Genomic DNA, 19,579 nt, shown 5'->3' with positions numbered 1-19,579 from the left:
TGGTCGGCATGACCAACTGGACGCAGTTCGAGACCGAAGCACCCGACCTCGCCAAGGCTGTCGCCGCACGCTTCGAGGCGCACAAGCACCACGTGCTGGCGACGCTCCGCAAGGACGGTTCCCCGAGGGTGAGCGGCACCGAGATCGAATTCTACGAAGGCGCGTTGCTACTCGGCTCGATGGTCGGTGCCCGCAAAGTGCAGGACCTGCAACGCGATCCGCGATTCTCTCTCCACAGCAACCCCGGTCACCACACGATGGAAGGCGGCGACGCCAAGCTCAGCGGCCGCGCAGAGGAGATTCTCGGGGAGCGGAAACAGCAGATCCTCGCGCACTACCCCGACGAGATCCCCGAGGCGGAGGTCTTCGAACTCGGCCTCGACGAGGTGGTGCTCACCACCGTCGACGGCGACCACCTGTACGTCGATCTGTGGCGGCCGGGTGCGGAGGTCACCCGGTTCACCAAGTGACGGTCACTGCGTGACCGCGAATCCGAAACCGAGGGGGCAGGTTGCAGCGCCGTTCTTGGCAGGACCGTCCGGATCGTAGGTTCCGCCGGGGATCAGATGGGCTGTGAATCCGGGCAGTTCGCGTTCGACACCCTCACCGTTCGTCAACGGCCCGGACGAGCCGATCGTCGGCGCCTGGCCGCCAATGTTGAGGTAGGTCACCTGAGCGTCGGTCGTGGCGTCCTTCGGCCCCTCGAACTCCCACTCGACCTCGTTGCCTTCTTTTTCGACATCGAGCGTCGCGGCGGGCTTACAGTTCGCCAGCGGATCGGGCATGAACGGCGCCGCGGAGGCGGTGGCCGGTGCTGCGAAGAGGGCGGCCGCACCGAGTGCGGCAACGGCGACGGGTCGTGCGAACGCTGCGAGAGTGGACATGGTGTTCCCCTTCGTGAGTCGTCCCGCAACGATTTCCCGCCGCGATACCGGACGAAACAGACAGGGCGCCTACCAGGTGACGTTCTCGGCGCAGTGGCGTCCGTTGGCGGTGGATTCCACCTGCACTGTCGCGTGCGAGAGCAAGTGGCTCTCGAGGACGGTCCGCGCCGATTCGAGGACGACGGACGAGTCGGCGTCCGTGGTGAGGTGGACGGTGGCCACGTCCATTCCCGTCGTGAGCGTCCACACGTGGAGGTCGTGCACACCGGTGACCCCTGGCAGCGCTTCGAGGTCGGCCTGCACCGATTCGACATCGACGTCCTCGGGGGATGCCTGCGTGAGGATGCGCAGTGACGCGGCGGCGAGTTTCATCGCCCGCGGCACCACCCACAGCGAGATGAGGACACCGACGATGATGTCGGCGTAGGCCCAGTCGAACGCCAGCACGACGCCGCCGGCGATGAGGACGCCGACGCTGCCGACGGCGTCCGCGAGCACTTCGAGGTAGGCGCCGCGGACTGCCAGGCTGTCCTTGGAATCGGCGCGCAGCATCAGCATCACCACGAGGTTCGCGGCGAGTCCGACGGTTGCGGTGAGGATCAGCGCCATGCCGGGAAGTTCGGGGGCGTCGCCGATGCGGGAGATCGCCTCGTAGAACACCCAGACCGCGACGGCGAGCAGCATCGCTGCGTTGGCCATGGCCGTGAGCACCTCGGCGCGATGCCAGCCGAAGGTCCGGGCCGCGGTGGCACTGCCCTTGCGTGCCAGGACAAGTGCGACGAGCCCCATCGACATTCCGACGACGTCGGTCAGCATGTGCCCGGCGTCGGCGAGCAGCGACAGGGAGTTGACGGTCAGACCGACGACGACCTCGAGAACCAGGAATGCGAGGAGGATGACGAGAGCGATCACCATGCGGCGGATCCGCCCCCGCGACGGGCCTACCTCACCGCTGCCTTGCGTATGGCCGTGCGAATGGCCGTGACCGACTCCCATGGGTGAGCCTCCTCCCGAGTTGTGCCGATCATATGCGTACATACGCATATGTTCAACAGCGCGCTCGGGCGGTCAGAGCTCGGGACGATAGGCCGGCTTCTCCACGGTCGGCGGCAGGGTGGCGATAGCCGAGATGCGTTTCAGCCCTGCGACCTGCAGAAGGTCGACGGTCAGCGACCGGATCTGCGCGAAGACGACCGTGGCCGACAAGCCCGCGTTCTCCACCAGTTCCGGTTTCAATCCGGACGCCACCGAACGCAGCACCCGCGCCGCCTCCGCCTGATCGGGTTGCTGCCCGGGGTCGGCGAGCGCCATCTGCCGGAGGGTCTCCAAGGCGTGGGCGAGTTTCTCCACCTGGTCGACGAGCCGTGGGTTGAGAATCTCGTCGTCACGCACCAGCGTGAGCGAACGCCGCGCGAGAACCCGGATGTTGCGCAACGCATTGTCGAGTGGGTCCGCGGCCGCGGTGAGTCGTTCGAGCCTGCCGCGGGTGTTCCAGTACAGCGGCGAGATTCGGCTGATCTCACGGCCGCCCGCGAGGTGGGTCCGCAGCGTGTCGATGGACGCCTGCGTTGCCCGCGCCTTTTTGAGGGCCTGCTCGATGGGCTTGTCGTCGTTGGCCACCAGACCGTCGGCCAGCAGCTGCATCACCTCGGACGCGGTCCCGAGAATGTTCGCGGCGTACTTCCGCGCCCGCCCCACGGGATGAGTGGGAATCAGCGCGACGACGGCGATCCCCACCAGACCACCGGTCAAGGCGTCCACCATGCGGTCGATGCCCGCGGTGCCGCCGGGTGGCAGCAGCGTCGCCACGAGCACCGCGGAGTTACCCGCCTGCATCGAGAAGATCGGTCCGCTGTTCAGCAATACGGCCGCGGACATCGCCAGCATCACGACGAGAGTGATCTGCCAGGTACCGCTCCCGATGACGGAGACGATGAGGTCGCCGACCCCGATCCCGATCGTGACACCGGCCACCAATTCGACGGAACGGCGCAGGCGGGCGCCGAGCGACAGCCCCAGCGACACCACCGCCGCGATCGGCGCGAAGAACGGCGTCGGGTGACCGATCACCACCGTCGCCACCCACCAGGCGGCGCCGGCAGCGATCGCGCACTGCAGGATGGGCAGTGCCGACACCCGCAGTCGCTGGGCCGAAGTCCTCAGCCCGTCCCGGCCACGGACTTTCGCCGAGCTGAGGGCGTTAACCGACGCCAAGCGCTTCGGCGGCTCGGGGATCGCAGTCCTCGAGCAGATCGAGGCACCGCGCGTACTCGTCCGTTTCGCCGATCGCCTTCGCCGCCTTCGCCAGCACGGCGACGCACCGGAGGAAACCACGGTTGGGTTCGTGGCTGTACGGAACCGGGCCGAAACCCTTCCACCCGTTGCGACGCAACTGGTCCAGTCCACGGTGGTACCCGGTGCGCGCATAGGCGTACGCCGCGATGGTCTCGTCGGCCTGGAGGGCCGCCTCGGCCAGGTAGGCCCATGCGATGGATGCGGTGGGATGGGCGGCTGCGACGGAAGCCGGATCCTCGTGGTTCAACAGGGCCGACTCGGCCTCGTCGTCCCCGGGGAGCAGCGTGGGCTGTGGTCCGAGAAGGTCACCGAAAGACGTCATGCGCCTATTGTGCCCCCGCCGCGGCGCCGTCACTGCGTCGGCCCGCGTCCGCGACGCGCCCTGTCCCGGTCTCCGATGACGCACGATGTCGTTAGGCTGCCCCCAACGTTCATTTCTCTGCAGACCGAGGGGCAGCGAGTGCAGGACCCGAAGAAAGACGAATCGACTCAGAAGCCGGCCGCGGACACACCGTCCGGCCCGGCCGCGGCCGGCACTACCACCGGCAAGGGCACGGGTGGCGCCGACACGACCGCGAAGCCTGCGAAGACCGCGCGGCCCGCGGCGGGCGCAGCGCCCGCCGCACCGAAGTCGCCCGAGCCGAAGCCCCCGCAGAAGAAGGCGCCAGAGAAGGCAGCAGAGAAGAAGGCCGACGAGCCGCAGCCCGAACTGCCCAAGCCTCCCGCGCCACGCCCGCGAGCCGAGGCACCTCAGGCCGGCGCGAACGCCACCGCGCAACCCGCGGACAAGGCATCCGAGGCGGCCACCACCGCGATCCCGACGCAGAAGGGCGTGCCGGCCTCGGGCGACGCCGCGACGGTGAAGATGCACCGCCCACCCACCACACAGAACCCGGCGGCGCAGGGGCAGGCGAAACCGCCGTCCGACGACGAGACGGTCGCGATCCCGGTGACGAAGCCCGCGGTCCCGGCGACGCCGCCACCGCCCCGACCCGCCGCACAGGCGAACCAGCCTCAGAACGCGCGGCCCGTGCCGCCGCCGCACGCTCCCCCGCGGCCGGCGCCCACACCGCCGAAGGCCGCACCGCAGCGGGTGCTGCCGCCCCAGCAGAGCGCGCCGCAACGCGTCGCCGCGGCGCAGCAGCCCGCGAAGAGGCACGGCAAGGCGTGGCTGTTCGCCGCGATCGCCGCCGGCGTCATCGTCGTCGCCGCCATCGCGGTCGCCGGGGCGGTGGTCTACAACAACAACCAGGCCGAGAACTCACCCGAGGCGCAGGTGCAGGGAACGATCGACACGTTCGTCGCGGCGCTCACCCAGGGCGATCTGGCAACGCTGCGTACCAGCACCTGCGGCAGCCTCGCCGAGTACTACCAGGGCATCTCGGATCAGGATTTCGCCGAGGTCCACCAGGTCGCCGTGAACCAGCAGAACATTCCGGTGGTCGGCGGCGTCGACGCCGTGCAGATCACCGGCGACAGCGCCATCGCCCAGGTGAAGGCCCACACGGCCGCCAACCCCGGCGAGCAGTCGTGGCGCACGTTCAACCTCGAGAAGGTCGACGGCACCTGGAAGATCTGCGACCCCCGATAAACGACTATGCGCCCTTCCGGTAGCGGTGGCTACCGGAAAGGCGCACGGGCGCGAAGCGCCTATCCGGAGACGGAACGCCCCGCGGACTTGAGGTCGTTGCAGGCCTCGACGACGCGGGCCGCCATGCCGGCCTCGGCCTTCTTCAGGTAGCTGCGCGGGTCGTAGACCTTCTTGTTGCCGACCTCGCCGTCGACCTTCAGGACGCCGTCGTAGTTGCTGAACATGTGGCCCGCGATCGGGCGGGTGAACGCGTACTGGGTGTCCGTGTCGACGTTCATCTTCACGACGCCGTAGTTCAGCGCAGCCTCGATCTCCGACTTCAGCGAGCCCGATCCGCCGTGGAAGACGAAGTCGAACGGCTGCGAGCTGTCGGACAGGCCCAGCTTGGCGGCGGCGACCTTCTGGCCGGTCTCGAGCACCTCGGGACGCAGCTTCACGTTGCCCGGCTTGTAGACGCCGTGCACGTTGCCGAACGTGGCGGCGAGCAGGTACTTGCCGTTCTCGCCGGTGCCGAGCGCGTCGACGGTCTTCTCGAAGTCCTCGGGCGAGGTGTAGAGCTTGTCGTTGATCTCCGCTTCCACGCCGTCCTCTTCACCACCGACGACGCCGATCTCGACCTCGAGGATGATGTTGGCGGCCTTCGCCTTGGCGAGGAGCTCCTGGGCAATTTCCAGGTTCTCGTCGATCGGGACAGCCGACCCGTCCCACATGTGGGACTGGAACAGCGGGTTGCGGCCGGCCTCGACGCGCTGCCTCGAGATCTCGAGCAGCGGCCGGACGAACGTGTCGAGCTTGTCCTTGGGGCAGTGGTCGGTGTGCAGGGCGATCGTGACGTCGTACTTCGCGGCGATCACGTGTGCGAACTCGGCGAGTGCGACCGCGCCGGTCACCATGTCCTTGACGCCCAGGCCCGAACCGAACTCGGCGCCACCGGTCGAGAACTGGATGATGCCGTCACTACCGGCGTCCGCGAAGCCCTTGATGGCGGCGTTGATGGTTTCGGAAGAAGTGCAGTTGATGGCGGGGAAGGCAAAGGAGTGCTCCTTGGCCCGACCAAGCATCTCGGCGTAGACCTCGGGAGTCGCGATTGGCACGGCGGCAGTCCTCCATAAAGAGTCGATTTCGGCGCGCGCGATCAGCGCAGCGCGCGATGTGGTCCTAGCAGTATGGCAATACCGGTAGCGTACGTCTCCCGGTGGCTGTCACGGCGCCCCGTTTCGGCAGGTCCACGACCCGGCCGAAACTCCATGACCTGCAGTATTCCGTCAGTCGGGGAATACGCCGGTACGCTGAGGGCCGTGATTGTGCAGGCAGCATCGGATTCCGTGACCAACCTCGCGTTGTTGCCGGGATTCCTCGACCCGGTGAACCTCCTCAACTCCTTCGGCACGTGGGTGCTCGTCGGACTTCTCCTGGTCGTCTTCATCGAGTCGGGATTGCTGTTCCCCCTGCTCCCCGGCGACTCGCTTCTCTTCACCGCGGGACTCATCGCCGCGTCGAAGTCGACGGAGATCGAACCGTTCGCCCCCATCGGGGTGCTTCTGGTTCTGATCCCGATCGCCGCGATCCTCGGCGACCAGGTGGGCTTCTTCATCGGCAGCAAGGGCGGTACCGCCCTGTTCAAGAACGACGACGCGCGGTTCTTCAAGAAGAAGTACATCGACGAGTCGCACGCCTTCTTCGAGAAGCACGGCCCGATCACCATCATCCTTGCCCGGTTCGTTCCGATCGTGCGTACGTTCGCGCCGGTCGTCGCGGGTGCGTCGCGGATGAAGTACTCGCTGTTCCTGACGTACAACATCGTGGGCGGCGTCCTGTGGGGCGCCGGTGTCACACTGCTCGGCTACCTGCTCGGTCAGATCGAGTTCATCCGCGACAACGTCGACATCATCTTCCTGCTGATCGTCTTCGTGTCGGTCCTGCCGATCATCGTCGAGGTGGGCAAGCGCGTCGTGAGGTCCCGTCAGAGCGCGGGCTCCACGACCGAGGACGCGCAACCCGTCACCACCCCCACCGATCCGACGTCCTGAAACCGATCGGGGTAGCGCACTGACGATGGTCACCACGGCAGCAGGCAGCTTCGGGCCTCTCGTCTCGGCCGGCCCAGCGCTGGTCTGGGTCGTCGTCCTCGCGTTCGTGTTCATCGAGTGCGCGGTGATCCTGGGCCTGTTCCTGCCCGGCGACTCGATGCTGATCACCGCCGGAATCGTGCTGGCCAACCATGCGTCGGGCTCCGGCCACGTGTGGGCGTTGTCGGTCGGCGCGATGATCGCCGCCATCTGCGGAAACCAGGTGGGGTACGTCATCGGTCACCGCACCGGCAACCGCATCCTGGCCCGCAAGGGCGGGAAGTATCTCAACTACGCCAACCTCCACAAGGTCAACGTCCTGCTGGAGAAGCACGGCTTCTGGGCAGTGCTCATCGCCCGCTGGATTCCGTGGGTCCGCACCCTGTGCCCGCTGGTCGCCGGTGCGGCCAAGATGAACCACACCAAGTACACGATCGCGAGCACCATCGGCGCCATCTTCTGGGCACCTGTTCTGCTGCTCATCGGCTTCTACTTCGGCTCGTTCCTGGACCGGGTGTCGTGGCTGATGCCGGCCGTGCTCGCCGGGATGGTCGCGTTGCTGGTGATCGGCACCGCGCTCGGGGTGTGGCACTACCGGCAGGAGATGGCGCGGCCGCCTGAAGAAGTGGCCGTCGAAGAAGTACTCGACTAGTGCCGATGCACCGCTTCCCACGCGGGCAGCGGGTCGTCGAAGCGCACCCACGCCGCCGATCCTGACGCCAGTTCGTCGTCGGTGAGCAGCGCCGGGTCCAGGATGCGCCGCGGACCGTCGGGGTCGAGGCGGACACCGATGAACACGATCTCCTGCCCCGGTGTCTCGTCCGCGGACGCCCACAGCTGGGCCGGCTCGATCACCAGGTTCGGGCCGGCCTGCGACCACACGGCGGCGAGGTCGGGGCGGCTGGCGATCCAGCAGAACCCCTTGCTCCGGAGCACGCCGGTGAACCGCCCCAGCGCCTGATCGAGCCGGGCGGGGTGGAACGGCCGCGACGCCCGGTAGGTGACGCTGCGGATGCCGTATTCCTCGGTCTCCGGGGTGTGGCCCCCTGCCAGTTCCTCGGCCCGGCCGGGCAGCTCGGCGGCGGCCTCCGGGTTGTACCGGCCCGTCCCGAGAACCTCGCCGGGATCCACGACGCCGCGTGCGGTGCGCAGCAGTCTCGCGGTGGGGTTGAGCCTGCGCACCGTGGCTTCCGCCGCGCCGGCAGCACTCTCGCTCACCAGATCTGTCTTGTTCAGCAGGATGACGTCGGCGAACTCCACCTGGTCGACGAGCAGGTCGGAGATGCTGCGCTCGTCGCCCTCCCCCGCCTCGAGGTTGCGGTCGTCGAGTCGCTCGCCCTTGGCCAGCTCGCCGAGGAACGTCGACGCGTCCACGACCGTCACCATCGTGTCGAGGGCGGCCACCGATCCGAGGCTGAGCCCGCCCTCGAACTCCCAGTCGAACGTGGCGGCGACGGGCATCGGTTCGGAGATGCCGGTCGATTCGATGACGAGATGGTCGAACCGGCCCTCCTTCGCCAGCCGCGCGACGGCCTCGACGAGGTCTTCCCGCAGGGTGCAGCAGATGCAGCCGTTGGTGAGCTCGACGAGTTTCTCCTGCGTCCGGTCCAGGTGTCCCTGCCCGGCGACGAGGGCGGCTGGGGGACCCCCTGCACGAAGTGCTTGGGGGACGATGTTCACTTCGCTCATGTCGTTGACGATGACGGCGACGCGCCGGCCGTCCCGGTTCGCGAGGAGGTGGTTGAGCAGGGTGGTCTTGCCCGCGCCGAGGAAGCCGGACAGGACGGTGACGGGGAGTGGCCGGGTGACAGTCATCCAGAAATGATAACTGTTTTCATTAAGCCGGGATTCGCCGGCGTACTCGACTACAACGCGACAGCGCCGGACGCGTCCGCGTACTGACTCTCGGGGCGGGGCAAACCGAAGTGGTCGCGCAGTGTGGTGCCCGAGTACTCGGTGCGGAACAGTCCACGCTCCTGCAGGATCGGGACCACCTTCTCCGCGAACACCTCGAGACCGCGCGGGTAGTACGGCGGCATGACGTTGAAACCGTCGGCCGCGCCCTGCGTGAACCATTCCTCGATGGTGTCGGCCACCTGCAGCGGCGTCCCGACGACCACCCGGTGCCCGCGCGCACCGGCGAGACGGTGCAGCAATCCACGCAGAGTCGGGTTCTCCCGCTCGACGATCCCGGCGATCACCTGCAGGCGACTCTGCTGGTTGTCCGTGACGTCGCCGGCGTCGCCGAACAGTCCGGCGGGCACGGGGGCGTCGAGTTCGAGGTGTCGCACGCTCGAACCCGTGAGGCCCTCGAGCTGGGCGAGCCCGTACTCGGGCGACGTGAGTTCGTTGAATTCGCGTTCCAGGTCGCGGGCCTCGGCCTCGGTGTCGCCGAGGAACGGGCTGATACCGGGCAGGATCTTCACGTGCTCAGGGTTGCGACCGTACTGCGTCGCGCGCTGTTTGACGTCCGCGTAAAACGCCTGCCCGTCCGACAGCCGCTGGTGCGCGGTGAAGATGGCCTCGGCGTACTGGCCCGCGAATGCGCGACCCTCGTTGGACGCACCCGCCTGCACCAGCACCGGGTGGCCCTGCGGGGAGCGTGGCGCGTTGAACGGTCCCCGCACCCGCAGGTGGCGGCCCACGTAGTTGATCTCGTGGATCTTCGACGGGTCCGCGTAGATGCCCGCGGCCTTGTCGATCAGGATGGCGTCGTCTTCCCAGCTGTCCCACAGCTTGACGGTCGCGTCGACGAACTCCCGCGCCCGCGCATAGCGGTCGGCGTGGTCGGGGTGGCTGGCCAGCCCGAAGTTGGCGGCCGCCAGGTCGGTTCCGGTGGTCACGATATTCCAGCCGGCCCGGCCGTGGGAGATGTGGTCGAGGGAGGCGAACAGCCGCGCCAGATTGTAGGGCTCGAAGTACGTCGTGGACGCGGTCGCGATCAGACCGATCCGTTCGGTGGCGGTCGCGATGGCGGTCAGCAGCGTGATGGGTTCGAGCGCTCCGGCGGCGCCGTGCTCGACGTCGCTGCGCAGGGCCGGGCCGTCGGCGAAGAAGATCGCGTCCAGCTTCGCGGCTTCCGCGGTCCGCGCGATGTCCTGGAAGTAGGAGACGTCGTACAGCCGCTCGGGCGTCGTGAGCGGGTGGCGCCACGCCGACTCGTGGTGCCCGGCCGGGTAGATGAACGCGTTGAGACTCAGCTGCCGCTGTTGATCTGACATAACGAACTGTCTAACAGCGCCGAATCGGGGACGACACGGTTAATTTTCGCGTGATTCGAACCGTCGCTCTAGCGTCGCGGATACCCTGCCGCGGAGACCATGTGCGCGGCCTCCATCAGCATCCAGCCTCCGAGCTGGACGGACATGTCGCGTTCCGGGATCCCGGACGACCGCACGGTGCCCCCGGTGAACGTGGCGATTCCCCCGCCCAGCCCAGGCAGCTGCGCCTGCTTGGTCCAATCGTGGCCGAACAGCGGCTGCCCCTCGATCTGCAGCCGGTTCTCCCAGGCCGATTCCGCGGAGCTCAGCACGAGCTGGGCGGCGATCTCCCGCGCCCTGATGTCGGCAGGCGATTCCCACGGCAGCATCACCGCGGTCAACGCCAGATACCGCGCGAGGATCCCGTTGAACAGGCCACCGTCTCCCCCACCGCCGCCGTCGATGACGCCGTCGGGTGCGAGGTGCTCGTCGATGGCGTCGACGAGCCGGTGCGTCCTGTTGCGGTGCCGCGGCGAACCGAGGCGCACGGCGAGTTCGGTTTCGAGACCGAGCACGACGCCCTGACAATACGAGTAGACGTTCCTTTCGATTTCACCGCCCGGATGGATGCCGTCGACGATCAGGTTGGTGTGCACGTCCCGCAGCGTGTCGTCGATCCAGTCGGCCGTGGCCTGGGCGCGCCACAGCTTTCCGGTGCGGGCCAGCATGATCCCTGCGGGCCCGTTGGCCGGTGCGTTGTAGAAGTTCGAGCCCTTCCGCCACGGGATGCCGCCCCCGGCCTCGGGCGCCCAGGCGTCGAACAACTGGGATTCGAGCGCCTGCACCGCACTTCTGTTGTCTATGAAGTGCATTCGCTGGGCACGCTCGAGGGCGATACCCAGCCAGGCCATGTCGTCGTAATAGTTGTTGGTCCAGCCCGACACGTTCCGCAGACGGTGGCTGCGCGCCAGTTTCACGATGCGACGGCGACGGCGCGGCGTGGGGTCCCGTTCGAGCGCGTCCACGGCGCAGTCGAGCAGGTGGGCCTGCCACCAGTAGTGCCAGCTGAGGAACAGCCGCTCGCGCCGCACCGCCGGCCAGGCGACGACGCCCAGGGTGGTGCCCGGGAGCGCCCACAGCCGGCGAAGGTGCCTGCTCACCACCGCTTCTTCAGCGGCGTCCGCGCGCGCCGACCACGAGTCCTGCATGAGAGTTGATCTTGCCTATTCGCCGGGGGTTCCGCTACCAGGCACGGTCGAGGTCGGCGTGCTGACGAACCCACGCATGCATGGCGATTCCTGCGGCTACGCCCGCGTTGATGCTGCGGGTGGAACCGAACTGAGCGATCGACACCGTCATCGCCGCAACCTTTTTCGCCTGGTCCGTGACTCCCGGCCCCTCCTGGCCGAACAGGAGCACGCAGTCACGGGGCAGACTCGCCGTCTCGAGCGGGACGGATCCGGGCGTGTTGTCGACGGCCACGATGGTGAGACCCCGCTCACGTGCGAACTCGACGAGGCCGTCGACGTCCGAGTGGTGGAGGACGTGCTGGTACCGATCGGTGACCATGGCCCCGCGCCGGTTCCAGCGTCGACGTCCCACGATGTGGACTGCGGCGGCGGCGAACGCGTTGGCGGTGCGCACCACCGTCCCGATGTTCGCGTCGTGGCCGAAGTTCTCGATGGCCACGTGCAGCGGGTGGCGGCGGCTGTCGATGTCCGCGACGATCGCTTCCCGTGTCCAGTAGCGGTAGGCGTCGACCACGTTGCGGCGATCGCCGCCGGCCAGCAGTTCGGGGTCGTAGCGCGGGTCGGCGGGGACCGGGGTGTCGTGTTCCTCGGTCCACGGGCCCACGCCGTTCGGGTTGTCCCCCCATTCGGTCGGCCCCGCCTCGGCGTTTTCGACCTCGACCCGGCCGGTTTCGACTCCGCTCATGACGTCAGAACGTCTGGTTCGAATCGGGAGCGACGGTGAAACCGTGCGACGTCTCGTCGTTGGTGCACGTGACGGCCGTGGCCGTGGTGCTGCACGTGTAGCCGAGCTTGGTCAGTTTCGCCCCGGCGGGCAGGGCCGCGTCCGGTTCGTCGCCGCCCGACGTGTAGACGAGGCCACCCGCGCACATGAACGACGCCTCGCCGTCGTTCTCGACGCGGATGCCGTGACCCCAGTCGACCATGCAGTCGGCCGGGCGCGGCGGCACCGGGCTCGTCGACCCCTGACATCCGGCCTCGGTGCGGTTCGGCAGCTTGATGATGCCGCACTGGAACCCGCCGTCCGGGGACGTGAAGAAGTACGACTCGTTGTGCTCGTAGGGGACGTCGACGAGCGTCGTGGTCGGCGCTTCCGTCGTCGTGGGCGGCGGCGCAACGGTCGTGGTGGTGGTCAGCGGAACCGTGGTCGTGGTGGTGGTCACAGGAGCCGCGACAGTCGTCGTGGACGGCGGCGGAGCCACCGCGTCCGAGGACCCACCACACCCTGCGAGCATCATGGCCGAGCCAATGCTCAGACACACCAACGACACCCGACGCCACGCCATACGGCCACCTCCACACACGCTTACCTGCTGCCGACACTGCACTCTAACGGCAGTGCGGCGGTGGGGCCGCCTCGGCGACGCCGGGACGGGCTAACCTGGAGGTGGAGGCAATCGATGAATCATCAGCGCATCGTGCGGACGGTCTGCTTCGTCACGGTCGGCTACGTCATCGTCCTCGCCGTCTGGCTGGGATGGTTGATCGAGCACACCCCTCCGGCCACCATCCCGTACCAGATCATGGGATTGGTCGCCGCCTTCGGTTCGGCGCTGGGGTTCGGGATGATGGCGGCCGAACGGCCCAGCCGCGCCGACCGCCTACTCGAACGACACGGGCTCGAGGGCTGGGCGCGGATCGAGCACGCCACTCCGCTCAGCCGCACTCCCGACAACGGCGAGCTCACCGAATTGGATCTGCGGCTGACCGTGCCCGGTTCCGAGAGTTACGCCGGACGCGTCGTCTACGAGGTGCGGCGGGAGAACGCGACCCGCTTCGTTCCCGGCGAGACGATCACCATCCTCGTGGATCCGAAGGACCGGGACCACATCATGCTCTGCCCGTGACCCGGCGGCGCCCGAGCGTGAGCATCCCCTCGACGAGCAGCAACTGGGCCGCCGCGTAGCTGGCGAGGATCACGCCTTCCGCCACAGCCCTCCCCCGCTCACCCCGGATGAACAAGCGCCGCACCACGATCAGGCCGTCGGAGGCGGTGAACAGCATCCCGCCCACGCCGAGCCAGCTGCGACGGTCGGCTCCGGGCACGGCCACATTCGCGACGACGGCCGCGCCGGGCGCGAGGGACGGATCGGCCGACAGGGTCGACGTGGTGCCGAGCAGCGACCCGTACGTGGTCAGCGGCACGGCGACCTCCTTCGCCCGCCCGCGGAGCAGCGCCGCCGCGCCTGCCCAGCCGGCGAACCGGGGAAGCAGTGCGGGCGCGGTGGGCCGGGCGCCCCGGCGCAGCAACAACGCGGAATAGCCGACCTGCATGACGGCGAACGAGGACGCGCCACGCACCAGGCGGGCGTCGTCGTCGGGATCGATCATGAAGACGTCGCCCACGGTCGCGGCCGTGAGACCGGCGAGGAGGAGCGCGGCGTCGGCGGGGTCCGTGTCGGCGCGGCGCCGCAGCACGCGGGCGGCGAGCGCGGGCGCGATCAGTGGTTTCGCGACCTGCTGCCACCGTTCACGTCCGGTGACGGCCCCGACGACGGTGGCCAGTGTCGCACCGGCGAACACCGCGTGCTCGACACTCCAGTTGTTCTTCGACTTCACGTCTTCCTCCCACACTCGCGGACGTGCCGAGGTTACCGGCCCGAAGAGTGGTTGACTTGAGAGTGGACGCGACGGAGAATCCGCGATTGTGAGGGCACAGGTGATGGCAAAACAGGCGCGCGCGGCAGCCACCCGCCATCAGGTACTCGAGGGCGCGGCACTGAGCTTCGAGAAGCTCGGGTACGGCGGTGCCAGCCTGAGCGGGATCCTCTCCTATGCCGACGTGACGAAGGGCGCCTTGTACTTTCATTTCGAGTCCAAGGAAGCACTCGCCTGGGCCGTGATCAAGGAACAGCACGCCATGGCGATGCTGGCAGCGCAGCGAGTGCTCGCGACGGCGCAGTCACCGATGGAGGCGATCCTGTTGTGCGCCAAGGAGATGGCGCGCCAGCTGCTGACCGAACCCATCGTGCGCGCGGGGGTGCGACTCACCCTGGAACTCGGTACGTCCCGCGGCCCGGCCACAGATCCCTACATCGACTGGACCGACACCCTCGTCGCACTCGCCGGCAAGGCACGGGAGGCGGGTGAACTGCGCGCGAGCGTCGACCCCGCGGCACTCGCCCGGTTCCTGGTCAGTTCGTTCACCGGCATGCAGTTGGTGTCGGAGGCACTGACCGGACGTTCCGACCTGTACGAGCGACTGGCCGACATGTGGGCGCTGCTCCTGCCCTCGATTTCTTCGGAGGACATGCTGCCCCGCCTGCTCGAACTCGCGTCACTGCGAGACGACGTCGCGTCCTGACGGGCTCAGACCCCGCCGGGGGTGGGCTCGGGAGTGTCCGGCGCCGGATGTGGCAGATCGAGCGGGTGCGACTGCGTCGGCGTCGGCTGGACGACGGCGATCCGCGCGCCGTCCGGGATGGCATCGACCGAGCAGATCGTTCCGAAGATGCCGAGCCCGCCGAACAACGCGAGTAGGCCGTAGGCCAGGAACGTCGACGTCCGTTCGACTACGCAACGTGGTTCACGCTGCGGTGCCACCGTGGCGCGCCGCGCGGACGCGGTGCGTCGCTGCCGGGGAATTCGGGTGAGTTCAGCCATGTGGCCCTTCTTCGCATGGTTCGTCGGTGCGGGTGGTGTCGAGTCGACACTTTCGAGTCTGTCGTGATGCCGCCCGAGTGTCGTGCACCCCAGGGATGGAATGCGCCCCACCCAGGGTTCAGCGGCCCGGCGTGGGGCTTCGGGACGCGGGTGGTTATTATCCAGACCACAGCCGTGATGTACGCAGTGCGGATGGAATGACCGCTCTGCGTACATCGTGAGCATCGCCCGAGCAGGAAGGCCTCATGACGACCACCGAGGAACCGACTCGCAGCGACGACGTGCAGACGCGTCCCCCTCGCTTCGAACGACCGCCGTGGCCGCCCGCGGGCCCGCGCCGCCTGATCGGCGACCTCGGCGCCACCTACGCCGCCAACGGGCTGATCGGCCTGATCTTTTCCGCGACGGGGCCCGTGGCCGTGATCCTGGCCGCCGGCTCCGCGGGCGGACTGTCGCCCCAGCAGATGGCATCGTGGATCTTCGGCGTCTTCTTCCTCAACGGCATCATGACCGCCCTCGCAAGCTGGCTGTACCGTCAGCCGCTCGCGTTCTTCTGGACGATCCCCGGCACGATCATCGTCGGCGGCTCGCTCACCCACCTGTCGTGGCCGGAGGTCCTCGGCGCGTTTCTGGTGACCGGGCTACTGGTCCTCGCCCTCGGACTGACCGGGCGGGTGCGTCAGGTCATGGCGATGCTCCCGATGCCGATCGTCATGGCCATGGTGGCCGGCGTCTTCCTGAAGTTCGGCACCGACCTGGTCCGTGCCGTGGGAACCGATGCGGCCGTGGCCGTTCCGATGGTCGTCGTCTTCGTCGTCCTGGCATCGCGCGCCGCGCTCGGCCGGTGGATGCCACCGATCCTCGGCGCACTGCTCGTCGGGGCAGCCGCGGTGGCGGTCACGGGCCGCTTCCACCCGACCGGCTCGGGTACACCCTGGATCGCGGCACCGATGTTCCAGGCTCCGCAGTTCACCTGGCAGGCGATCACCGAACTGGTCGTGCCGCTGGCGATCACGGTCATCGTCGTGCAGAACGGTCAGGGCGCGGCCGTGCTGACATCCGCCGGCCACAAGCCGCCGATGAACGTCGGCACCGTCCTGTGCGGGGTCTGGTCCCTCGCCACCTCCGCTGTCGGAGCCGTCTCGACGTGCCTGACGGGTCCGACCAACGCCCTGCTGGTGGCGTCGGGGCAGCGCACCAGGCAGTACACGGCGGCCGTCGTCTGCGGGCTGCTCGCCATGGTCGTCGGCCTGTTCGCGCCGCTGTTCGTTCAGCTGATGCTGGCCACCCCGGTCGCGTTCGTCGCCACGCTCGGCGGGCTCGCGATGCTCCGGGCGCTGCAGGGTTCGTTCGTCGCCGCGTTCAGCTCCCGGCACACGCTCGGCGCTCTCGTGACCTTCCTCGTGACCGTGTCGAACGTGCAGTTCCTCAACATCGGGGCCGCATTCTGGGGGCTGATCGCCGGACTGCTCGTGTCCCGGGTGATGGAATCGGGGGATTTCCGGAAGGAGTGATCCGTCACCGTCCCCGCCGCCACCACCGCGTGCCTGTCCGGGGCGGATCCGGATCGGGTTCCGGCGACGCCGTCACCGGCGGCTTCGGCGACGGCCGGTTCTGCTGCCGCCAGGTCGCGACGATCTCGTCCGCATCGACCGGGCTCACCGGGATCCGCGGACCGGAGGGCGCCCGCAACCAGGCGACGATCTGCAGGTTGAGCTGGGCCACCACGTCCCGCACCGCACGCTCGGACGGCAGACCGCGGATCGTGTCGGGCAACCGCTCGATCTCCTTCCGCAGCTGCAGCGGAGTGGGAAGCAGCGAGTCGGTGGGCAGATTCTCGCGGCGAAGGTAGTTCTTCACCCACCACAGTTCGTCGTCGACATCGCCCGCCGGAATCGGCTTGCCCGCGCCGGGGAGATCATCGAAGTCGCCGCGCTCCTGAGCCAACCGGATCTGCTTGTCGATCCAGCTCTCGAAGCTCACCCCGGGAGGTTTGCGCTCGGTCACGGAGGACATTCTTCCAGGACCCGTCCACCCGGGGTTACCGACGGCACTTGCCAAGACACATACTTCATTTTACTGTGACAATGCGTCTCAGATAACTGGACTGGTGACGACGGTTCCGCATCCACCCAGGGAAGAAGCCATGACAGCGACAACCACTCAGCACGCCGCCGCACCCGACGGCGGCGGAGACGAGCGGCACCTGCGCGTCGTCGTGGTCGGCGCCGGACTGTCCGGGATCGCCGCCGCGGTCAAGCTCGAACGCGCCGGCATCACGGACTTCGTCGTCCTGGAGAAGTCCGATCGCGTCGGGGGCGTGTGGCGGGAGAACACGTACCCCGGGTGCGGTGTCGACATCCCCGCCCCCGTGTACTCGTTCTCCTTCCACCCCAATCCGCGGTGGCGCAGCAACTTCGCCCTGCAACCGGAGCTGCTGTCCTACATCGAGGACACCGTCGACACGTTCGGTCTGCAGTCCAGGATCTCGATGCAGACCGACGTTCGCGAAGCCGCATGGTCCGACGAGCGCCGACGCTGGATCCTCGACACCAGCCGCGGCACGATCGTCGCCCAGCACGTGATCTTCGCGGCGGGCCCCATCACCGAACCGAGCACGCCTGCCGTACCCGGAATCGACCGATTCGACGGCGACGTCTTCCACTCCGCCCGCTGGAACCACGACGTCGACCTCACCGGGAAGAGGGTCGCCGTCGTGGGCACCGGCGCGTCCGCGGTGCAGTTCATCCCCGAGATCCAGCCGGACGTCGAGGAGTTGTACGTCTTCCAGCGCACCCCGGCCTGGGTGGTGCCGCGCCTGGACTTTCCGTTCCCCCGCATCGCCCAGTGGGCGTTCGCGCGGGTGCCCGCAGTGCAGCGCGCGCTCCGGCGGCTCCTCGATGTCATCCTGCGGACACTCACTTGGGTGATGCGCTGCGAACGTACCGCCCGGCTCCTCAACCCCATCGGTACCCGGTGGCTGGCCAGGCAGGTACCGGACCCGGCACTTCGCGCGGCCCTGACACCGAACTTCACGCTCGGGTGCAAACGCCTCCTGTTGTCCAACACGTATCTTCCGGCGCTGACGAAGAGCAATGTCGAACTGATTCCGCACGCCCTCGCCGAGGTCGACGGACGCGTGGTCGTCGGAGCCGACGGCACCCGCCGAGAGGTCGACGTCATCATCTTCGGCACCGGCTTCGACGTGAGCCATCCACCGATCGCGAGCCGGATCCGCGGCCGGGACGGAACGCTGCTGTCGGAGAAGTGGTCGAAGAGCCCCGAGGCCTACCTGGCCACCACGACGCCCGGCGCACCGAACGCGTACATCATGCTGGGCCCGAACATCTTGGTGTACAACTCGTTTCTCGGACTGGCCGAGACCCAGCTCGACTACGTGATCGACGGACTCACCACGGCGGAGCGACAGGGCATCGAAGTGCTCGAAGTGCGCGATCAGCCGTTCCGCCGGTTCAACGACGCCGTGCAGAAGGGTCTGGAGCCCACCGTCTTCAACAACGGCGGTTGCAGTAGCTACTACCTCGACGCCGACGGCAGGAACTTCGCCGCGTGGCCCTGGTCCACCGGGTCCCTTCGCCGTCGCCTCGCCCGATTCGACCTCGAGAACTACGCCATCCGGCCGTACCGGACAGAGCAGTCCCCCGCCCTCCACCCGTCAGGAAAGTCACGATGATCGAGATCCATCACACTGCCGTCGCCGGCGCACCGGTCGCGGCCGCGTTCGACTACGTGGACAACTATCGCCACGTCCCGTCCTGGATGTTCGGGATCACGAAGTTCGATCCGATCGGCGACCAGGACCGGGGCCTCGGCGCGGTCTACGACGCCGCGATGAAGGTCGGCCCCAAGACTCTCGGCTCTGTGGTGAAGGTCACCGAGTGGGAACGCAATTCGGTGATCGAGCTCGAATCGATCGACGGCCTGTACACCCAGTCGCGGTGGCAGTTCGAGGCAATCGGCGAGACCGAGACCCGCCTGACGGTCGACTTCCGCTACGACCTGCCCGGTGGACTCGCGGGTAAGGCGCTCGGCAAGATCATCGAGCCGTTCGTCGCGCAGGCGATCCGCCATACCGACGCCACCCTGCGGCGTCAGGTCGAGCAGGGCGCGAAGCACTCGTCCTGAGCTTCGCGGCCCGCACTCGCCGAGGGGCGGATGCGGGCCGAGCGGCACTTCGTCGGGTTTACATAGTTAGTTAGCCTATGTAATGTGTTTCCCATGGACGACACACGGCTGCAGAGCCTGCTCGTCGACCTGGTCACGAATTCTCACCGATTCACCAGGCTCGCGAGCTCCTTCGGATCCGAGGCTCACCCCCGGCCGTGGACACGTGCCCTCGCCCTGCTCGACGACCAGGGCGAGATTCGGATCAGCGAGTTCGCCCGCATCGACCGATGCTCGCAACCGTCCGCCACCGCCCTCCTCCAGAAGCTGGCCGATCGCGGATACGTCGCCCGCCGACCCGATCCGGAGGACGCCCGGGCAGTCCGGGTGTCCATCACGGACCTGGGCCGCGAATGGCTGACCGTGGCCCGCAACGAGATCGCGGGTGCACTCGCCCCGCACTTCGCGGACCTCGAACCCGAGCAACTCGAACGACTGACACAGGGCCAGTCGGAACTGCGCTCGATCGTCAAGTCGTCGGCGCGCGCCTGACCACCCATCC

At 68.1% G+C, this 19,579-nt stretch carries 23 protein-coding genes; 10 read left to right on the top strand and 13 right to left on the bottom strand.

Features of this window, described 5'->3' with window-relative positions:
- Positions 1–8 precede the first annotated feature (8 nt).
- Entirely contained in the window at positions 9–470 is a 462-nt protein-coding gene (locus tag RHA1_RS27030; protein ID WP_011597715.1) for a pyridoxamine 5'-phosphate oxidase family protein, read from the top strand.
- 3 nt (positions 471–473) lie between these two features.
- Here RHA1_RS27030 and RHA1_RS27025 read toward each other — a convergent pair whose 3' ends face one another.
- The 4 genes from RHA1_RS27025 to RHA1_RS27010 form a co-directional block, all read right to left on the bottom strand.
- Positions 474–884 (bottom strand): hypothetical protein, encoded by a 411-nt coding sequence (locus tag RHA1_RS27025; RefSeq protein ID WP_011597714.1) that lies wholly within the window; start codon positions 882–884, stop codon positions 474–476.
- Positions 885–953: 69 nt separating this feature from the next.
- On the bottom strand, positions 954–1,880 hold the full coding sequence (locus RHA1_RS27020) for a cation diffusion facilitator family transporter (protein WP_009478799.1): 927 nt from the start codon (positions 1,878–1,880) through the stop codon (positions 954–956).
- A gap of 72 nt (positions 1,881–1,952) precedes the next feature.
- Positions 1,953–3,020, bottom strand: coding sequence for an FUSC family protein (locus RHA1_RS27015; protein WP_081437476.1), 1,068 nt, complete (start codon positions 3,018–3,020; stop codon positions 1,953–1,955).
- 64 nt (positions 3,021–3,084) lie between these two features.
- Positions 3,085–3,501: a DUF3151 domain-containing protein gene (locus RHA1_RS27010; RefSeq protein ID WP_005260038.1), complete on the bottom strand. Its 417-nt coding sequence runs from the start codon at positions 3,499–3,501 to the stop codon at positions 3,085–3,087.
- 138 nt (positions 3,502–3,639) lie between these two features.
- On the opposite strand from RHA1_RS27010, the gene RHA1_RS27005 reads away from it, so the two are divergent.
- A complete protein-coding gene (locus tag RHA1_RS27005) occupies positions 3,640–4,770 on the top strand; it encodes an Rv0361 family membrane protein (protein WP_041812095.1) in 1,131 nt (376 codons plus the stop codon).
- Positions 4,771–4,829: 59 nt separating this feature from the next.
- Here the strand turns inward: RHA1_RS27005 and fbaA are convergent, their stop codons facing one another.
- The gene (gene fbaA / locus RHA1_RS27000; protein WP_011597711.1) at positions 4,830–5,864 is read right to left on the bottom strand and encodes a class II fructose-bisphosphate aldolase; all 1,035 of its coding nucleotides are present in this window, start codon (positions 5,862–5,864) and stop codon (positions 4,830–4,832) included.
- 204 nt (positions 5,865–6,068) lie between these two features.
- Here fbaA and RHA1_RS26995 point away from each other — a divergent pair, with 204 nt between their 5' ends.
- Together RHA1_RS26995 and RHA1_RS26990 are read left to right on the top strand one after the other, a co-directional pair.
- On the top strand, positions 6,069–6,800 hold the full coding sequence (locus tag RHA1_RS26995) for a VTT domain-containing protein (RefSeq protein WP_009478794.1): 732 nt from the start codon (positions 6,069–6,071) through the stop codon (positions 6,798–6,800).
- A gap of 25 nt (positions 6,801–6,825) precedes the next feature.
- Positions 6,826–7,491, top strand: a complete 666-nt coding sequence (locus RHA1_RS26990) for a DedA family protein (protein WP_011597709.1) — start codon at positions 6,826–6,828, stop codon at positions 7,489–7,491.
- Here RHA1_RS26990 and RHA1_RS26985 read toward each other — a convergent pair.
- The 5 genes from RHA1_RS26985 to RHA1_RS26965 all read right to left on the bottom strand — a co-directional run bounded on the left by RHA1_RS26985 (position 7,488) and on the right by RHA1_RS26965 (position 12,575).
- Positions 7,488–8,654, bottom strand: coding sequence for a GTP-binding protein (locus tag RHA1_RS26985; RefSeq protein ID WP_011597708.1), 1,167 nt, complete (start codon positions 8,652–8,654; stop codon positions 7,488–7,490). The two genes, RHA1_RS26990 and RHA1_RS26985, sit on opposite strands and share 4 nt — an antisense overlap.
- A 50-nt stretch (positions 8,655–8,704) precedes the next feature.
- Positions 8,705–10,060 (bottom strand): LLM class flavin-dependent oxidoreductase, encoded by a 1,356-nt coding sequence (locus RHA1_RS26980; protein ID WP_011597707.1) that lies wholly within the window; start codon positions 10,058–10,060, stop codon positions 8,705–8,707.
- 68 nt (positions 10,061–10,128) lie between these two features.
- The gene (locus tag RHA1_RS26975) at positions 10,129–11,247 is read right to left on the bottom strand and encodes a glycoside hydrolase family 76 protein (protein ID WP_009478790.1); all 1,119 of its coding nucleotides are present in this window, start codon (positions 11,245–11,247) and stop codon (positions 10,129–10,131) included.
- Between the two features lie 34 nt (positions 11,248–11,281).
- The gene (locus RHA1_RS26970) at positions 11,282–11,974 is read right to left on the bottom strand and encodes a TrmH family RNA methyltransferase (protein ID WP_009478789.1); all 693 of its coding nucleotides are present in this window, start codon (positions 11,972–11,974) and stop codon (positions 11,282–11,284) included.
- Positions 11,975–11,978: 4 nt separating this feature from the next.
- Positions 11,979–12,575 (bottom strand): hypothetical protein, encoded by a 597-nt coding sequence (locus tag RHA1_RS26965; protein WP_011597706.1) that lies wholly within the window; start codon positions 12,573–12,575, stop codon positions 11,979–11,981.
- Positions 12,576–12,689: 114 nt separating this feature from the next.
- On the opposite strand from RHA1_RS26965, the gene RHA1_RS26960 reads away from it, so the two are divergent.
- Complete coding sequence (locus RHA1_RS26960; protein ID WP_009478787.1) at positions 12,690–13,136, top strand: hypothetical protein; 447 nt, start codon at positions 12,690–12,692, stop codon at positions 13,134–13,136.
- Here the strand turns inward: RHA1_RS26960 and RHA1_RS26955 are convergent.
- The gene (locus RHA1_RS26955) at positions 13,120–13,848 is read right to left on the bottom strand and encodes a lysoplasmalogenase family protein (RefSeq protein ID WP_011597705.1); all 729 of its coding nucleotides are present in this window, start codon (positions 13,846–13,848) and stop codon (positions 13,120–13,122) included. The two genes, RHA1_RS26960 and RHA1_RS26955, sit on opposite strands and share 17 nt — an antisense overlap.
- Positions 13,849–13,951: 103 nt before the next feature.
- Between RHA1_RS26955 and RHA1_RS26950 the strand changes: the two genes are divergently transcribed.
- On the top strand, positions 13,952–14,593 hold the full coding sequence (locus RHA1_RS26950) for a ScbR family autoregulator-binding transcription factor (RefSeq protein WP_011597704.1): 642 nt from the start codon (positions 13,952–13,954) through the stop codon (positions 14,591–14,593).
- A 5-nt stretch (positions 14,594–14,598) separates the two neighbouring features.
- Here RHA1_RS26950 and RHA1_RS26945 read toward each other — a convergent pair whose 3' ends face one another.
- Positions 14,599–14,892, bottom strand: a complete 294-nt coding sequence (locus RHA1_RS26945; RefSeq protein WP_041812091.1) for a hypothetical protein — start codon at positions 14,890–14,892, stop codon at positions 14,599–14,601.
- 245 nt (positions 14,893–15,137) lie between these two features.
- Between RHA1_RS26945 and RHA1_RS26940 the strand changes: the two genes are divergently transcribed.
- The gene (locus RHA1_RS26940; RefSeq protein ID WP_011597702.1) at positions 15,138–16,406 is read left to right on the top strand and encodes a benzoate/H(+) symporter BenE family transporter; all 1,269 of its coding nucleotides are present in this window, start codon (positions 15,138–15,140) and stop codon (positions 16,404–16,406) included.
- Between the two features lie 4 nt (positions 16,407–16,410).
- Here the strand turns inward: RHA1_RS26940 and RHA1_RS26935 are convergent, their stop codons facing one another.
- Positions 16,411–16,908, bottom strand: coding sequence for a DnaJ family domain-containing protein (locus RHA1_RS26935; protein WP_011597701.1), 498 nt, complete (start codon positions 16,906–16,908; stop codon positions 16,411–16,413).
- Between the two features lie 130 nt (positions 16,909–17,038).
- Between RHA1_RS26935 and RHA1_RS26930 the strand changes: the two genes are divergently transcribed.
- The 3 genes from RHA1_RS26930 (at position 17,039) to RHA1_RS26920 (ending at position 19,569) form a co-directional block, all read left to right on the top strand.
- Positions 17,039–18,586 carry a flavin-containing monooxygenase gene (locus tag RHA1_RS26930; protein ID WP_011597700.1) on the top strand — a complete coding sequence of 516 codons (1,548 nt, stop codon included), beginning with the start codon at positions 17,039–17,041 and terminating at the stop codon, positions 18,584–18,586.
- On the top strand, positions 18,583–19,038 hold the full coding sequence (locus RHA1_RS26925; RefSeq protein ID WP_011597699.1) for an SRPBCC family protein: 456 nt from the start codon (positions 18,583–18,585) through the stop codon (positions 19,036–19,038). The genes RHA1_RS26930 and RHA1_RS26925 overlap by 4 nt, the downstream gene beginning before the upstream one ends.
- A gap of 93 nt (positions 19,039–19,131) precedes the next feature.
- Entirely contained in the window at positions 19,132–19,569 is a 438-nt protein-coding gene (locus tag RHA1_RS26920; RefSeq protein ID WP_011597698.1) for a MarR family winged helix-turn-helix transcriptional regulator, read from the top strand.
- The last annotated feature ends 10 nt before the right edge of the window (positions 19,570–19,579 follow it).

This window comes from Rhodococcus jostii RHA1 (genome assembly GCF_000014565.1).
Classification (GTDB): domain Bacteria; phylum Actinomycetota; class Actinomycetes; order Mycobacteriales; family Mycobacteriaceae; genus Rhodococcus_F; species Rhodococcus_F jostii_A.
This window is presented reverse-complemented; position numbering and strand designations above follow the sequence as displayed.

Excerpts from the sequence above, each read along its gene's own strand:
- RHA1_RS26950 (WP_011597704.1), top strand. The coding sequence starts at position 13,952 with ATGGCAAAACAGGCGCGCGCGGCAGCCACCCGCCATCAGGTACTCGAG.
- RHA1_RS26925 (WP_011597699.1), top strand. The coding sequence starts at position 18,583 with ATGATCGAGATCCATCACACTGCCGTCGCCGGCGCACCGGTCGCGGCC.
- RHA1_RS26985 (WP_011597708.1), bottom strand. The coding sequence starts at position 8,654 with ATGACTGTCACCCGGCCACTCCCCGTCACCGTCCTGTCCGGCTTCCTC.
- RHA1_RS27025 (WP_011597714.1), bottom strand. The coding sequence starts at position 884 with ATGTCCACTCTCGCAGCGTTCGCACGACCCGTCGCCGTTGCCGCACTC.
- RHA1_RS26965 (WP_011597706.1), bottom strand. The coding sequence starts at position 12,575 with ATGGCGTGGCGTCGGGTGTCGTTGGTGTGTCTGAGCATTGGCTCGGCC.
- RHA1_RS26970 (WP_009478789.1), bottom strand. The coding sequence starts at position 11,974 with ATGAGCGGAGTCGAAACCGGCCGGGTCGAGGTCGAAAACGCCGAGGCG.
- RHA1_RS26930 (WP_011597700.1), top strand. The coding sequence starts at position 17,039 with ATGACAGCGACAACCACTCAGCACGCCGCCGCACCCGACGGCGGCGGA.
- RHA1_RS26920 (WP_011597698.1), top strand. The coding sequence starts at position 19,132 with ATGGACGACACACGGCTGCAGAGCCTGCTCGTCGACCTGGTCACGAAT.
- RHA1_RS27030 (WP_011597715.1), top strand. The coding sequence starts at position 9 with ATGACCAACTGGACGCAGTTCGAGACCGAAGCACCCGACCTCGCCAAG.
- RHA1_RS26990 (WP_011597709.1), top strand. The coding sequence starts at position 6,826 with ATGGTCACCACGGCAGCAGGCAGCTTCGGGCCTCTCGTCTCGGCCGGC.
- RHA1_RS26960 (WP_009478787.1), top strand. The coding sequence starts at position 12,690 with ATGAATCATCAGCGCATCGTGCGGACGGTCTGCTTCGTCACGGTCGGC.
- RHA1_RS27020 (WP_009478799.1), bottom strand. The coding sequence starts at position 1,880 with ATGGGAGTCGGTCACGGCCATTCGCACGGCCATACGCAAGGCAGCGGT.
- RHA1_RS26975 (WP_009478790.1), bottom strand. The coding sequence starts at position 11,247 with ATGCAGGACTCGTGGTCGGCGCGCGCGGACGCCGCTGAAGAAGCGGTG.
- RHA1_RS26940 (WP_011597702.1), top strand. The coding sequence starts at position 15,138 with ATGACGACCACCGAGGAACCGACTCGCAGCGACGACGTGCAGACGCGT.
- RHA1_RS26935 (WP_011597701.1), bottom strand. The coding sequence starts at position 16,908 with ATGTCCTCCGTGACCGAGCGCAAACCTCCCGGGGTGAGCTTCGAGAGC.
- RHA1_RS27010 (WP_005260038.1), bottom strand. The coding sequence starts at position 3,501 with ATGACGTCTTTCGGTGACCTTCTCGGACCACAGCCCACGCTGCTCCCC.
- RHA1_RS26945 (WP_041812091.1), bottom strand. The coding sequence starts at position 14,892 with ATGGCTGAACTCACCCGAATTCCCCGGCAGCGACGCACCGCGTCCGCG.
- RHA1_RS26980 (WP_011597707.1), bottom strand. The coding sequence starts at position 10,060 with ATGTCAGATCAACAGCGGCAGCTGAGTCTCAACGCGTTCATCTACCCG.